Raw genomic sequence first — 13,576 nt, forward strand, 5'->3', positions numbered from 1 at the left:
GGGCCGGTCCATGGACAAAGGTTCGTGACACCAGGACGCAGGTGAGGCCAGGACTCGGGACCTGGGACTCGGGACTCGGGGTGAGGCGGGGATCAGGCCCCTGTACTGGCTCCGGTCGTGTCCTTGTCCAGGTGGGCCGGGTCCCCCGAACCCTCCTTGGCGAGAGCCTTGTTGCGGCGCACGGAGGACAGGAAGGACCAGCCGATCAGGATCACTCCGATGAGGCCGGTGATCACCTCGTTGATCTCGTACTGGATGGTGACGAGGAGGATGACGGACAGGGCGCCGATCGCGTAGTGGGCGCCGTGCTCCAGGTAGACGTAGTCGTCGAGGGTGCCCTGGCGGACCAGGTAGACGGTGAGCGAACGGACGTACATCGCGCCGGTGCCCAGGCCCAGTGCCATCACGACGATGTCGTTGGTGATGGCGAAGGCGCCGATCACGCCGTCGAAGGAGAAGGACGCGTCCAGGACTTCGAGGTACAGGAACATGAAGAACGCGGCCTTGCCGGCCAGGGCGACCGCCGACCGGGGCCTGCCGGTGCGTTCGGCCTCGCCCTGCTCCTCCAGCTCGCGTTCCTCGTCCTCTTCGATCCGGTTCTCGAAGTGGCCCGAGAGACCGCCCACGATCATGTAGGTGACCAGTCCCGCGATACCGGAGAGAAGGACCGTCTCCGCCTTGTCGGCGTGCACGCCACCGTGCTGGTGGGCATGGGCCGCGAAGGTCAGGGAGGAGATCAGCAGCACGATCAGGGCGATGCAGACCGACAGCATGTCGACCTTGCCGAGCTTGGCGAGCGGGCGCTCCAGCCAGCCGAGCCACTTGATGTCCCGGTCCTCGAAGATGAAGTCGAGGAAGATCATCAGCAGGAAGATGCCACCGAAGGCGGCGATCGACGGGTGGGCGTCGGTCACCAGTTGCTGGTAGCGGTCCTTGTCCGTGAGGGCGAGGTCGACGGCCTCGATCGGGCCCATGGAGGCGCTGACCGCCACGATGACGACGGGGAAGACCAGTCGCATGCCGAACACGGCGATGAGGACACCCACGGTGAGGAAGATCTTCTGCCAGAAGGCATTCATCTTCTTCAGGATTCCGGCGTTGACCACCGCGTTGTCGAACGACAGGGAAATCTCAAGGACGGCGAGGATCGCCACGAGGCCGAAGGCGGTCCACCCCCCGTAGAAGACCGCTGCGACCAGGGCGAGCGCGGTGACCGCGAACGACCAGCCGAAGGTTTTCAGAAGCACTGGTTACCCCATCGTGTGGTGGGGGCCCTGGGCCCCCGTGGTGCAGTCGTGTGGTTGGCGGTGTCCGTGTGGTGCGTGGGAGGTGACGGCCACGTCGATGGTACCCACGGAGTCTTGCCGCTCCTGCGGAGATTCGTGTCCGGAGCTGTGTTGCCGTGATCCTGAGTCCTGTCGCTGTGATCCGGAGCCCTGCCGGTGTGATGGTGGTCGTCCAGGGCGGCGCCGTCGCGGACGGCGCCGCCCTGGACGAGGCCACGGTTCAGGCCCGGTGCCGGTCGACGACGACCCTTTCCGGATCGTCCGCCGGGGTGCCGACGCGCAGCCACCGGTATCCGTAGGCGGGAAGTGCGACACGGAACAGGCCGTCGTCGGGCACGGTGAGACCGTCGTGCCCCTCGTCGAGCAGATCCGTCAGCCTCCCGCCGGGCCCGGCCTCGGACAGCCGCAGCCGTACGGTGACCGGCTCGTCGGCGAAGTTGTGCACGGCCAGGACCGTTCCGTCAGCGGTGCGGCCGACGTGCGCGAGGACCGCCCGCTCCCCTGTCTCCACCAGGCGGTGGTCGCCCCAGGCCAGCTCGGGGGCCTCCCGGTAGCGCTCGGCGAACAGCCGCATACGGCTCAGGAGTGAGCCCGGGTCGCGGCTCTGCTCGTACACGTTGACTTCCTGGCAGCCGAACGCGCCGTCCACCAGCGGGTTGGGGAACGTTTCCGGCCCGGCGACGGAGAAGCCCGCTCCCGCCTCCGGAGTCCACTGCATGGGTGTGCGTACGGCCTGGCGTCCCTCGGCCGCCAGGTTCTCGCCCATCCCGATCTCCTCGCCGTAGAAGAGCACGGGGGTGCCCGGCAGGGTGAACAGGAGGCTGTAGGCGAGTTCGACGCGGCGCCGGTCGCCGTCGACCATGGGCGGCAGCCTGCGGCGCAGCCCCCGGTCGTACAGCTGCATGTCCTTCTCGGGGCCGAAGGCCGCGAAGACCTCGGCCCGTTCGGCGTCGCTGAGCTTGTCGAGGGTCAGCTCGTCGTGGTTGCGCACGAACGTGGCCCACTGGGCGTCCCGCGGTGCGGCCGGGCGCTCCCCCAGCGCGGCGGCCAGCGGTCCGGCGTCCCCGCGCGCCATCGACAGGTACATCTGCTGCATCCCGACGAAGTCGAAGCACATGGTGAGTTCGTCGCCGCGGTCCGAGTCGGGGTCGCCGAAGAACCGGGCGAGGCCGTCGTAGGGCAGGTTGACCTCGCCGAGCAGCACCGACTCGCCGTTGCGGCGGCCGAGGAAGGCGCGCAGGTCGGCGAGGTACTCGTGCGGGTCGGGCAGCGCCTGCGCGTCGGCCTGTCCGTCGGTCTCCAGCAGGAAGGGCACGGCGTCGACCCGGAAGCCGGACAGTCCGAGCTGCGTCCAGAAGCCCATGACGCGGGCTATCTCGTCGCGGACCGCGGGGTTGGCGACGTTGAGGTCGGGCTGCTGCTTGTAGAAGCGGTGCAGGTAGTACTGGCCGCTGCCCTTGTCGTACTCCCACAGGCTGTCCTCCGCGTCGGGGAAGACCACGCCCTCGGGGCCGTCCTCGGGCGGCTCGTCGGCCCAGACGTACCAGTCGCGGTGGGCGGAGTCCCGGCCGGAGCGGGCGTCCTTGAACCACGGGTGGTCCTCGGAGGTGTGGTTGACGACGAGGTCGGCGATCACCCGGATGCCGCGGTCCCGGGCGGTGCGGACGAACTCGGTGAAGTCGCCGAGGGTGCCCAGGCGCGGGTCGACGCCGTAGAAGTCGGTGATGTCGTATCCGTCGTCGCGTTCGCGGGTCGGATAGAACGGCATGAGCCACACGCAGGTGACTCCGAGGCGCACCAGGTGGTCGATCCGCTGGGTGAGTCCCGCGAAGTCGCCGATGCCGTCGCCGTTCCCGTCCTGGTAGGTCTCGACGTCCAGGCAGTACACGACGGCGTTCTTCCACCACAGGTCGGAGGTACGGGTCAGACGCATCGGAACTCCTTCGCCGTGGCGGGCAGGGGGCGCGTGACGTCGAGCCGGGGCAGCACCTCGGCCGCGAACGCGTCGATGAACGGGCCCTGCGCACGGCCCACGTGGTGGAGCATCACGGCGTCGAAGCCCAGCTCTGCGTACTCCTGCAGCCAGGCGGTGTGCCGGCCCAGGTCGGAGGAGATGTTGACGCTGTCCGCCACCCGGTCGAGGGTGACGTGCTCACTGACGGTGTCGAAGAGTTCCGCCGAGTCCAGGTCCCAACTGGCCGGGGGCCCGTGCACGTTGGTGCGCCACTGGTCGTGCGCCAGCGCGGCGGCCTCTTCCTCGCTGGGGGCCCAGCTCAGATGTACCTGGAGGTGCAGCGGGCCGCGGCCGCCCGCGTCGCGGTACGCGCCGACGATCTCGCGCAGTTGTTCCCGCGGGGCGTTGACCGTGATCAGGCCGTCCGCCCACTCGGCGCACCAGGCGGCGGTGGCCGTGCTGCAGGCGGCTCCGATCAGCGGCGGGACCTCGGGCGGCAGCGTCCACAGCCGGGCCCGGTCGACGGTCACCAGGCCGTCGTGGCTCACTTCCTCCCCCTGGAGGAGTGCGCGGATGATGTCGACGCACTCCCGCAGCCGCGCGTTGCGGAGGTCCTTTCGGGGCCAGCGCGCTCCGGTGATGTGCTCGTTGGAGGCCTCTCCGCTGCCGAGCGCCACCCAGAACCTGGCCGGGAACATGGCGGCGAGACTGGAGACGGCCTGGGCGACGATCGCGGGGTGGTAGCGCTGGCCCGGCGCGTTCACGACGCCGAACGGCACCTGGTCGGTGGCCTGGAGGGCGGCTCCGAGCCACGACCAGGCGAATCCGGACTCGCCCTGGCGGACGCTCCAAGGGGAGAAGTGGTCCGAGCACATGGCGGCGGTGAAGCCCGCCCGTTCCGCGTGCACGACGGCGTCGAGCAGGTCCGCGGGTGGGACCTGCTCGTGCGAGGCGTGTAATCCATAGACAGTCATGCCACGCCGGGTACCCCTCGGACGCTCCCTCAGCGGAGAACAACCGGACGCATCCGACGAATTGGCATGCCCCGCACCGCGGTTACGTCTCGCGAGCGCCCGAGTTCTGCGTCAGATCCTCCTCGTCAGCGACCTCGGGGTGAGCGCCTCACCGGCCTCGGTACGGCCGTCACCCGGCCTCGGTGCGCTCCCGGATCTGCTCCTGGATCTGCTCCGGGGTCAGATACGCGTTCGTGTACTCGAAGTCCCGCAGCGTCGCGGGCGTACGCGACTGGAACCCGGTGCGTACGAAATCGTCGCCGGCCAGCGAGTTCAGCAGCCAGTTCGTCGCCACCCGGGCCTTCGCCACATTGGTACGCAGCGCCGCCCAGTGGTATCCGCGGGCGGCGACCAGGGCGGGCACGCCGCGCAGCTCGATGCCGAGCGGCTTGGACACGGCGTCGAAGCCGCCCAGGTCGACGACGAGTCCCAGATCCTTGTGGACGTACGGCGTCATCGGCTGCCCGCGCAGCGACGCGATGACGTTGTCGGCGACGTGCTTGCCCTGGCGCATCGCGTGCTGGGCGGTGGGCGGGCAGACGGCGCCCTCCACGTCCTTGGCCTCGTCCGGGACGGCGGCGGCGTCGCCGAGCGCGAAGACGCCGTCGTGGCCGCGCAGGGACATCTCCGAGCTGACCGCGAGGCGCCCCTTGATCGTCTCGGCGCCCAGGGTCGCGATGAGCGGGCTGGCCGCGACGCCGGCGGTCCAGATCAGTGTGTGGGTCGGGATGACCCGGCCGTCGGTGAAGGTGACCTCTTCGGGGCCCGCCTTCTCGATGGACACGCCCAGCGAGACGTCGATGCCCCGCCTGCGCAGGATCTGCAGGGCGCTGTCGCCGAGTTTGTCGCCCAGTTCGGGCATCAGCTTCGGTGCGATGTCGATCAGATGCCACTTGATCAGCTTCGGGTCGAGCCTCGGGTAGCGCTTGACGGCGTTGTGCGTCAGGCGCTGCAGGCACGCGGCGGTCTCCGTACCCGCGTAGCCGCCGCCGACCACCACGAACTGGAGCCGGGCCGCGCGCTCGGCCTCGTCGTGGCTGGCGTCGGCGATGTCGAGCTGCGAGATCACGTGGTCACGGATGTACGCGGCCTCGGCGAGCGTCTTCATCCCGCGGGCGTTGTCGGCGAGGCCCGGGATGTCGAAGGTGCGGGTGACGCTGCCCGGGGCCAGCACGATCTGGTCGTACCGCTCGTTGACGATCTCGCCCGTGATCTTGCGGACGACGCAGACCTTGGCCTTCACGTCCACCCCGATGGCACCGCCGGGAATGATGCGGGTGCGGTACCTGCGGCTGCGGCGCAGGGACACGGCGATCGACTGGGGGGTGAGCACCCCCGAGGCGACCTGCGGCAGCAGTGGCAGGTAGAGCTGGTACGAGAATGGTGTCACCAGCGCCAGGTCGGCCTCGTCGGGTCCCAGTTTGCGCTCCAGGCGGCGGACGCACTCCACTCCCGCGAAGCCCGCTCCCACCACCAAGATCTTCGGTCGTACCACGATGTTCATCCCTTTCACCGGCCGCGTACTGTCGGGCTTCCCCCACTCCCCTGTGCCCCCGAGTCTCCTCATCGCACATGGTGATCCCTCAACGAGACGAGCCGACGTACCTCCTCCGACCGGCGAGTCGGCCCCCGGAGGAGGAAGCGAGCCGGTTTCCGGGACGGGAAACCGGGACGTGGGTCAGTGGCCGTGGCCCTTGCGCAGCTGCTTCAGCACGGCGCCGGCCATGGCCTCCTCGCCCTTGGCGTTGGGGTGTGCCGGGGCCGCGGGCGAGGCCGGCCGCAGCGGTTCGATCCAGCGGACCGACGGGGCCTTGCACATGTCGTGCCCGATCGTGGGCCCGTACGTGTCGACGTACTCTGCGCCGTTCAGCCGGGCCACCACGCGCATCATGAGGTTGAGGCGCTTGCCGGTGTCGCGCAGATAGGGGAAGTCCTTGGCCGCGAACGGTACGGAGGGGTAGCAGCCGCTGCCGTCGTCCGGCAGGAGATCCGGATAGCCGACGACGAGCACGCGCGCGTGCGGCGCCCTGGCGTGCACGGCCCGCAGTACGCGGGTGATCTTGGGGGCGGTTTCGAGGATCTTCAGCGTCAGCTGATCGGCGCCGGACGAGGTCGTGTAGTGGCGCTGGCACGGGTTCCCCGCGAGGTCCTGCGAACTCAGCTGCGCGCAGGTGCCGATGATGGAACTGAACCCGATGTCGTTGCCGCCGATCTGGACCGTCACCAGGTCGGTGCCCCGCTGCAGGGCGTTGAGTTGCGGAGGGTTGGTCCCCTGGGCCTTCCACATGTGCTCGGTCGTGGCGCCGCCGCAGCTCACGTCCTTGAACGTGGACACTCTGCGCTCCGCTGCGACGAGTGAGGGGTAGTTGTGGTCGGAGCGCGCGCAGTTCGCGTCCACCTGCTTCGGGATGAGCGGTCCCGAGGTGTAGGAGTCGCCCAGGGCGGCGTAGTCCGTGCCCTTGCCGTGTCCGCCGCCGTGCCCGCCGCCGTGTGCCGCGACGGGTGCGCCGGAGGCGATGACGAGGGCGCAGCCGCTGACCGCCGCGGCCATGGCTCTGACCCGGCGGCGGTTCGACGTCTGCCTGTCGTACTGGGGCCGGGTGCGACGGTTCATCGAAGTTCCCCCTGGGTCCGGGACGGCGCGTGACTGCCCTTGTATACCGGCCAGTTCACCCCGGGGACCAGAGGCGGGAAGCTCCCGTGTTGCCGTCGGCGGCGCCGTCGTGGCTGGTCGCGCAGTTCCCCGCGCCCCTTGGGGACGAATAGCTGGGGCGCAGCCCCGTTCTTCAGGGGCGCGGGGAACTGCGCGCTCGGCCACGACGGCGCCGCGGCCGAAACACGACCGAGCGGCGGCGGACCCGGCAGGGTCCGTCAGACGCCGAACTCCGTGGGCGAAAGCCCAAGCGCCACGCAGGCCTCACGAATGACCTGCTGCTCGGACGCCTCGAACTGCCCGTCGGCACCGGCGACCACCATGCCGGTCTGGACGACCGCGCGGGCCTCCGCCGGCTTCTTGGCCGCCTTGGCGATCTCCTTCAGCGCTTCGGCCTTGCCCTGTTCGAAGTTGGCCGTGAACCGGTCCACGTGCTGGGCGAAGCGCTGACGGAGCTGGTCCGCCGGGAAGTTCTGCAGGACCTCGTTCGAGACGATCAGCTCCTCCACGCGCTGCCTCTCCGCCGGGTCCACATGCCCGTCGGCCGCGGCCACCAGCGCGCACATCGCCATGCTGGCGTCCCGGTAGGCGCCACTCTTCAGCTCGGCCTTCACCGACGCGAGCTGGGACTTGAACAGCCCGACCAGCTGAGCCTTGGAGCCACCGGAGGAACCGCCGGACGAGCCGGGCGCATGGCCGCCCCGCTGCCCCTGCCCCGCCCCTCCCGTGCCGCTCCGGGACTGCTGGAGGTTCTTGGCCTGGTCCTTGAGCCGGTCAAACATCGCCACTACTGCCACCTCGGCTTCTGCTGATACCTGTGCACGGTCCGTCGGATGAACGACTGCCGCGTCCGGAGAGGTTCCCGATTGGCAAAGGTAACGTAAAAAGATCATGTGCAGGGCCGAGTTGGGCCAACCCGGTCTACCCCACCCGCGCCAGTACCGTCGTGCGGCCGCCCAGCGCCGCGGAGAACTGGTCCGTCACCTGGGCCAGTGCCTCGGCCGCGCCCGGAGCGACGGTCAGGGTGCCGTCCTCCCCGGCGGTGATGTCCTTGTCGAGCGTGAACCAGCCCTGGACGATGTGCGCGGCCCCCATGGAACTCAGGACCGGGCGCAGCGCGTAGTCGATGGCCAGGACGTGGGCCGTGCTGCCGCCGGTGGCGAGCGGCAGTACGGTCTTGCCGGCCAGCGCGTACTGCGGGAGCAGGTCCAGCAGGGACTTCAGCAGTCCCGAGTAGGCGGCCTTGTAGACGGGAGTGCCGATCACGACGCCGTCCACCTGGTCGAACAGTGCCGTGGCCTCGACGACGGCCGGGTGCCGGAAGTCGGCACCGAGCAGCGCCTCGGCGGGCAGCGTACGCACTTCCAGGGAGATGACGTCGTGGCCCTGTTCCCGGAGCCGGTCGTCCAGGTGACGCAGGAGTCGCGTGGTGCGGGAGGTGGCCGAAGGACTTCCGGAGACGGACAGGATCGCGGCCATGAGGGGACCTTTCGGGATTCGGGGTTCAGGGTTCGGACGGGTCGGGCGGCGGGCGACGGGCAGCAGGCGGCGCCCAGCTCACCAGGCGCTGGTCTCCACGGTGACCAGAGGCACCAGTTCGTTGCGCAGGGTCTCCAGGAAGGTGACGATCTCGGCCGCCACCGAGCGGTGCTGCAGGTCGTTCAGCACGTCGTGGTGGGCGCCGCGGACGGTCGACAGGCGGGCGCGGGGAAGGGACTTGGCCGTGCGGACGAGCGCCTCGTGGTCCGCGAGCGGATCGGTGTCGCCGACGAGGATCAGCGCCGGGACGTCGGCCTCGCTGTCGTAGGCCGCCGACAGCAGGGCCTCCGGCACAGCCTCGCCGAGTGCGCCTCGGCGTACCTGGGCGTCGTCGGTGAGCCTGCCCCGGTGCGCGGGGCAGGCCGTGCGTACGTCGAGTTCGTCGTCCCAGGTACCGGCGACACCCACGGTGCCGGCGGTGTGGCCGGGTAGCCCGGCGAGTACGACGGCGTCCGGTCGCAGAGCGGTGGTGTCCACTGTGCCGAGGAGCGCGGCGACGGCGAGGGCCCCGGTGTCCGCGCCCACCAGCACGACCGGGCGGACGACGCCGTCCTCGGCCGCGGTCCCGTCAGCGGCGGCGGCCAGCCGGGCGCCGAGATCGGCCAGTTGACCGGCCAGGCCGGCGCCGTCGGCGTCGATGGCGGTGTCGATGCCGGTCCCGATGTCCGGGGCGTCGACGACACGGACGCGGTAGGCGTCGGCGGCGAGTCGCCTGCCCAGCCGGGTGTAGGTCTCGCGGGTCTCCCCCCTGCCGGGTACGACGATGACGGTGCCGCGCGTACGCAGGCCCTCGGGGCCGTGGTGGTCGGTGTATTCGGTCATTTCAGACTCCTGCGAGTGCGGGCTCGGTCGCGGGCTGCCAGCCCAGGGCGGGTGCCACCTCGGTCGCGATGAGTTCGAGGGCGCGGACGGCGGTGTCGTGGTCGAGGACGGCGGGGTTGAACTGGGTGATCAGGTCGGTCGCGAGGGGCAGCACCTTCTCCTGCCGGAGTTCCGCGACGATCTCCTCGGTCGAGCCGTGGAAGCAGTGGAAGCGGCGCAACGCCTCTTCCGGAGTCAGGCCCTTGGGAAAGGCGCCGCTCTCGGCCATCCGCAGCGCCGCCCGGTGGACGTCGTCACCGATGTGCCGGAGCGCCGTGCGCCGGTCCTTCGCCGGGAACACGAAGCGGGACAGCCCGATCCGCGGGCGGCGGGGCCGGTCCCAGGCGTCCAGGTACGCGTCGGCCCAGGGCCGCTGTATCTCGTCGGTGGGTGCGTCGAACCCGTACGCCGCCCGGTTGAGGAGCAGGTTCGAGCCAACGGCGGCGGCATGTTGTGCGCCGGGCCCGCTGAAGACGCCCTGCCAGATCCGGTCGGAGAAGTCCCCGGGCTCGGGCTGGACGCGGAATCCGGGTGTACGTACCTCTTCGCCGGCCAGGGCGCTGCGCAGCACGCTGAGGTTCTCGGTGGTCAACTCGCGCTTGCGGGCGGGGTCCTGGCCGAACGCGGCGTACTCCACCTCGCTGTAGCCGCTGCCGACGCCGACCTCGACACGGCCGCCGCTGAGGGTGTCGACAACGGCGACATCCTCGGCGAGGCGGACCGGGTCCTCCAGCGGCAGGACCGTGATGGCCGTACCGAGGCGGATGCGTGTGGTCCTCGCCGCGGCGTGGGCGAGGAACGTCCAGGGCGAGGAGAGGCCGCCACCGCTGCCGGGGACATGGTGCTGGGCGACCCAGCCGACGTCGAAGCCGAGTTCGTCGGCGACGACGAAGAGTTCCTGGGCGTTGCGATAGGTCTGGGCCAGGTCGGTGCCCCGGCCCTGCACGTGGGTGAGGAAGCCGAGTCTGAAGCGCGGCGTCTGAGTGGTCATGGGGTGCTTGCCTTTCGAAGTCGCTCGCTGCGCCGTCGAGTTGCCGAAACGATCACAATTCGGCTCCGTGCTCGACTCCGCGTATGGCTCCGTGTACGGCGCCGTGTCCGGCTCCGCCGACCGCGACCGGTCCCGGGGTGCCGGTGTCGGTCTCCTGGCTGCCACCGACACCCAGCACCCGGTCGAGGACCGCGCCCGCGCCCGCGTCGGGAAGTTCCGTGCCGCGCCAGGCGACGTGCTGGTCGGGGCGTACGAGGACGTTGCCGGTGCCGTAGACCGCGCGTGCCTCGGGGTGGGTCAGGTGGATCACGGCGAAGGGCAGCGCGCGGGCGGCGGCCTCCGCGACGAAGGCCTCCTCCACGTCACGGTCCTCGGTGAGGACGAGCAGGGCGAGTGAGCCGCCGAGACGGTCGTGGAGTGTGCCGCCGTACGGGTCGACGTGTCCGTCGGGGGCGCGGTGGCCCGGTCGCGGGTCGTCCTCGTAGACGTCGGCGCGCCAGCGGGGTTCGGAGTCGAGCTGGCCGGGTTCGTACCAGATGGCGCTCGACGCGTCGTAGCGCTCGTCGAAGGTGACACCCGCCGCCGGGTTCCGGTCCTGACTCAGCCGTTCGCCGATCTCCTGTCGGCGCCGGGCGGCCTCGGGACCGAGGTCGGCGTCGTCGGGGATGCCGCCGCGGCGGATCTCGGCGAGGGTCGCCTGGGTGCGGCGGGCCCGCTGGAGGGAGTGGTCGGCGATCCGCCAGTTGTGTCTGCGGCGCTCCTCGTCGTAGGAGGTGAGCAGCGAGCGGGGCGCGTGACCTCCGATCACCGCGGCCAGTTTCCAGCCGAGGTTGACCACGTCTCCGAAGCCCTCGCCGAGGTTGCCGCCGGGTGTGCGCACATGGGCGGCGTCGCCGGCCAGCAGGACCCGGCCGCGGTGGAACGTCTCGGCGATGCGGGTGGCGTGGTAGAAGGTCGTCGCCGAGACCAGTTCGAGGTCCAGGTCGAACCCGAACGCGGCCCGGCCGATCTCCAGCAGTTCCTCCTCGGTGGGTTCGTGGGCCAGCGGGTACGGCCCGGCGTACACCCGCCATTCGCGGGTGCTCACGGCCGCGAGGAAGCCGGACGCCTTCTGGTTGACGACGATGTTGCTGCCGCTGGGCGCGGCTCCGACCCGGTCGCTGATGTCGCCGGTGCGGACGATGAGCCGCAGCCGCTTCTCGGTGGCGTGCTCGCCCTCGCGGTCGATACCGGCCAGCCGCCGGGTGGTGCTGCTCCCTCCGTCGGTGCCCAGTACGTAGGCGGCGCGGACGGTGCGGCGCTCGGCGGAGTCGACGCCGACGACCTCGGCTTCGATGCCGTCTGCGTGCTCGCGCAGCGCCCGGAGCTCCCAACCGCCCGCGACGCTCACGCCCTGCTCCCGCAGGCGGTCGAGGAAGACCTGCTGGAGCACGGTCTGCGGCCGTCGCAGGGCCTCCTCCGACGCGTACGAGGTGGTGGTGGTCCGGGGACTGAACGAGGGGCGCGGCTGGGGGACCAGCTCGTGGCCGGCCAGGGAGGTGACCAGCCTGGTGCCCTGGTTCCACTCCGGTGGGTAGGTCCAGGCGTCCCGGATGCGCTGGAGCAGCCCCCAGCGGCGGAAGTGCTCCACCACGCGCGGGGTGTGTCCCATCGCCCCGGCCCGCACCAGTGTCGCGGTGCGGGCGCGGTCCACGACGGCGACGTGGAGACCGCGTCCGGCCAGCTCGACCGCCGCGGAGAGGCCGACGGGGCCCGCGCCGACGATCAGCACGTCCACCGTGTCCGGCGGGGTGGCGGCCGGGAACCGGACCGTGTGGACGTCGCGCCCGCCCGTCACCGACAGTTCGCTCATGTCGCAGCCCTCAGTGGTCCGCGAGGCTGGGCTCGCGGGTGTTGCGGTTGGCGGGGACCGGCAGGCCGAGGTTGCCGCGCAGGGTGTCGGCCTCGTACTCGGTGCGGAACAGGCCGCGCTTCTGGAGGATCGGAACGACGCCGTCGACGAAGAGTTCCAGGTCGGCGTTGTTGCGGAAGGCGAGGTTGATGCCGTCGAAGGTGCCGGCGTCGAACCACTTCTCGATGGTGTCGGCGACGGTGCCGGGCGCTCCGACGAACGGGGAGCGGCGGAACTCACTGACGGACTGGGCGACTTGACGCAGTGTCAGGTTCTCCGCCTTGGCCCGCTCGATCAGCTTGGCCGCGCCGGTGCGGCCGCCCTTCTCGGCGAGGTGCGCCACGTCCGGGAACGGTGCGTCCAGATCGTGTGCGCTGAAGTCGTACGCGCCGAAGGAGCGGCCCAGGAGCGCGAGGTTGCCCTTGAAGTCGTTGTCCTCCTCGAAGATCTCCCGCTCGCGGCGCTCGGCGGCCTCGTCGGTGGCGGCGACGATCGGCCCGCCGTGGATGAAGATCTTGATGTGCTCGGGGTCGCGGCCGTACGAGGCGGTGCGCTTCTTGATGTCGGCGTAGTAGTCCCGCGCTTGCTGGAGTGAGCCACCCGGCGCGTAGATGCCTTCGGCGACCTGGGCGGCGAGGTCGCGGCCCTCCTCGGAGACGCCGGCCTGGAAGATGACCGGCTGGCCCTGCGGCGAACGGGAGAGGTTGAGCGGCCCGGCGACCTTGAAGTGCTCGCCCTCGTGGTTGAGTTCGTGCAGCTTGGCGGGGTCGAGGAAGACATCCCGCTCGACGTCGGCGGGGAACGCGTCGTCCTCGTAGGAGTCCCACAGACCGCGGGCGACCTGGACGAACTCCAGGGCCCGGCCGTAGCGGGTGGCGTAGTCGAGGTGCTCGTCGAGCCCGTAGTTCCGGGACGTGCCGGTGTCGAAGCTGGTCACGACGTTCCAGCCGGCCCGGCCGCCGCTGATGTGGTCGAGGGAGGCGAACCGGCGGGCGAGGTTGAACGGCGAGTTGTACGTCGAGCTGGCCGTGCCGACCAGGCCGATGTGCCGGGTGTGGGTGGCGACCGCCGACAGCAGGGTCAGCGGTTCGAGCCGGTTCAGGTAGTGCGACGGGTAGGTGGAGTTGATGAACTGGCTGTCGACGACGAACAGCGCGTCGAAGAGGGCGTGTTCGGCCGCCTGGGCCTGCTTTATGTAGTAGTTGATGTCGATGCTGGCGTTCTTCGCGACACTCGGGTCCTTCCAGAGACCGTGCTGGCCGGGGCCGCCGACGCCGTAGGGATGCAGCGCGAGGTGGATCGTGCGGGACATGCGGATTCCTCTCGGTGGAGCAGAAGTTGACGAGTTCAGGGGTTCAGGGGTTCGCCGGAGCACTCAGGCGTGCGTT

At 70.5% G+C, this 13,576-nt stretch carries 11 protein-coding genes; all 11 read right to left on the reverse strand.

Going from position 1 to position 13,576, the window contains the following annotated elements:
- Positions 1–92: 92 nt before the first annotated feature.
- The 11 genes from OHS59_RS03995 to OHS59_RS04045 all read right to left on the reverse strand — a co-directional run bounded on the left by OHS59_RS03995 (position 93) and on the right by OHS59_RS04045 (position 13,500).
- Entirely contained in the window at positions 93–1,247 is a 1,155-nt protein-coding gene (locus tag OHS59_RS03995; protein WP_328491989.1) for a DUF475 domain-containing protein, read from the reverse strand.
- 259 nt (positions 1,248–1,506) lie between these two features.
- Positions 1,507–3,219, reverse strand: coding sequence for an alpha-amylase family protein (locus tag OHS59_RS04000; RefSeq protein ID WP_328491990.1), 1,713 nt, complete (start codon positions 3,217–3,219; stop codon positions 1,507–1,509).
- Entirely contained in the window at positions 3,210–4,214 is a 1,005-nt protein-coding gene (locus OHS59_RS04005; RefSeq protein WP_328491991.1) for a TIGR03885 family FMN-dependent LLM class oxidoreductase, read from the reverse strand. The genes OHS59_RS04000 and OHS59_RS04005 overlap by 10 nt, the downstream gene beginning before the upstream one ends.
- Before the next feature lie 169 nt (positions 4,215–4,383).
- On the reverse strand, positions 4,384–5,757 hold the full coding sequence (locus OHS59_RS04010) for an NAD(P)/FAD-dependent oxidoreductase (RefSeq protein ID WP_328491992.1): 1,374 nt from the start codon (positions 5,755–5,757) through the stop codon (positions 4,384–4,386).
- 174 nt (positions 5,758–5,931) lie between these two features.
- Positions 5,932–6,867: an SGNH/GDSL hydrolase family protein gene (locus OHS59_RS04015; RefSeq protein WP_328491993.1), complete on the reverse strand. Its 936-nt coding sequence runs from the start codon at positions 6,865–6,867 to the stop codon at positions 5,932–5,934.
- Positions 6,868–7,124: 257 nt separating this feature from the next.
- Positions 7,125–7,694: a tellurite resistance TerB family protein gene (locus OHS59_RS04020; protein WP_328491994.1), complete on the reverse strand. Its 570-nt coding sequence runs from the start codon at positions 7,692–7,694 to the stop codon at positions 7,125–7,127.
- Between the two features lie 133 nt (positions 7,695–7,827).
- On the reverse strand, positions 7,828–8,385 hold the full coding sequence (gene ssuE, locus OHS59_RS04025) for an NADPH-dependent FMN reductase (RefSeq protein ID WP_328491995.1): 558 nt from the start codon (positions 8,383–8,385) through the stop codon (positions 7,828–7,830).
- 78 nt (positions 8,386–8,463) lie between these two features.
- On the reverse strand, positions 8,464–9,267 hold the full coding sequence (locus tag OHS59_RS04030) for an alpha/beta hydrolase (RefSeq protein WP_328491996.1): 804 nt from the start codon (positions 9,265–9,267) through the stop codon (positions 8,464–8,466).
- Between the two features lies 1 nt (position 9,268).
- A complete protein-coding gene (locus OHS59_RS04035) occupies positions 9,269–10,297 on the reverse strand; it encodes an LLM class flavin-dependent oxidoreductase (RefSeq protein WP_328491997.1) in 1,029 nt (342 codons plus the stop codon).
- 52 nt (positions 10,298–10,349) lie between these two features.
- A complete protein-coding gene (locus OHS59_RS04040; RefSeq protein WP_328491998.1) occupies positions 10,350–12,149 on the reverse strand; it encodes an FAD-dependent monooxygenase in 1,800 nt (599 codons plus the stop codon).
- A 10-nt stretch (positions 12,150–12,159) separates the two neighbouring features.
- On the reverse strand, positions 12,160–13,500 hold the full coding sequence (locus tag OHS59_RS04045) for an LLM class flavin-dependent oxidoreductase (protein WP_328491999.1): 1,341 nt from the start codon (positions 13,498–13,500) through the stop codon (positions 12,160–12,162).
- Between the last annotated feature and the right edge of the window lie 76 nt (positions 13,501–13,576).

It is taken from the genome of Streptomyces sp. NBC_00414, assembly GCF_036038375.1.
Taxonomy (GTDB): Bacteria; Actinomycetota; Actinomycetes; order Streptomycetales; family Streptomycetaceae; genus Streptomyces.

Excerpts from the sequence above, each read along its gene's own strand:
- OHS59_RS04000 (WP_328491990.1), bottom strand. The coding sequence starts at position 3,219 with ATGCGTCTGACCCGTACCTCCGACCTGTGGTGGAAGAACGCCGTCGTG.
- OHS59_RS04005 (WP_328491991.1), bottom strand. The coding sequence starts at position 4,214 with ATGACTGTCTATGGATTACACGCCTCGCACGAGCAGGTCCCACCCGCG.
- OHS59_RS04010 (WP_328491992.1), bottom strand. The coding sequence starts at position 5,757 with ATGAACATCGTGGTACGACCGAAGATCTTGGTGGTGGGAGCGGGCTTC.
- OHS59_RS04015 (WP_328491993.1), bottom strand. The coding sequence starts at position 6,867 with ATGAACCGTCGCACCCGGCCCCAGTACGACAGGCAGACGTCGAACCGC.
- ssuE (WP_328491995.1), bottom strand. The coding sequence starts at position 8,385 with ATGGCCGCGATCCTGTCCGTCTCCGGAAGTCCTTCGGCCACCTCCCGC.
- OHS59_RS04030 (WP_328491996.1), bottom strand. The coding sequence starts at position 9,267 with ATGACCGAATACACCGACCACCACGGCCCCGAGGGCCTGCGTACGCGC.
- OHS59_RS04035 (WP_328491997.1), bottom strand. The coding sequence starts at position 10,297 with ATGACCACTCAGACGCCGCGCTTCAGACTCGGCTTCCTCACCCACGTG.
- OHS59_RS04040 (WP_328491998.1), bottom strand. The coding sequence starts at position 12,149 with ATGAGCGAACTGTCGGTGACGGGCGGGCGCGACGTCCACACGGTCCGG.
- OHS59_RS04045 (WP_328491999.1), bottom strand. The coding sequence starts at position 13,500 with ATGTCCCGCACGATCCACCTCGCGCTGCATCCCTACGGCGTCGGCGGC.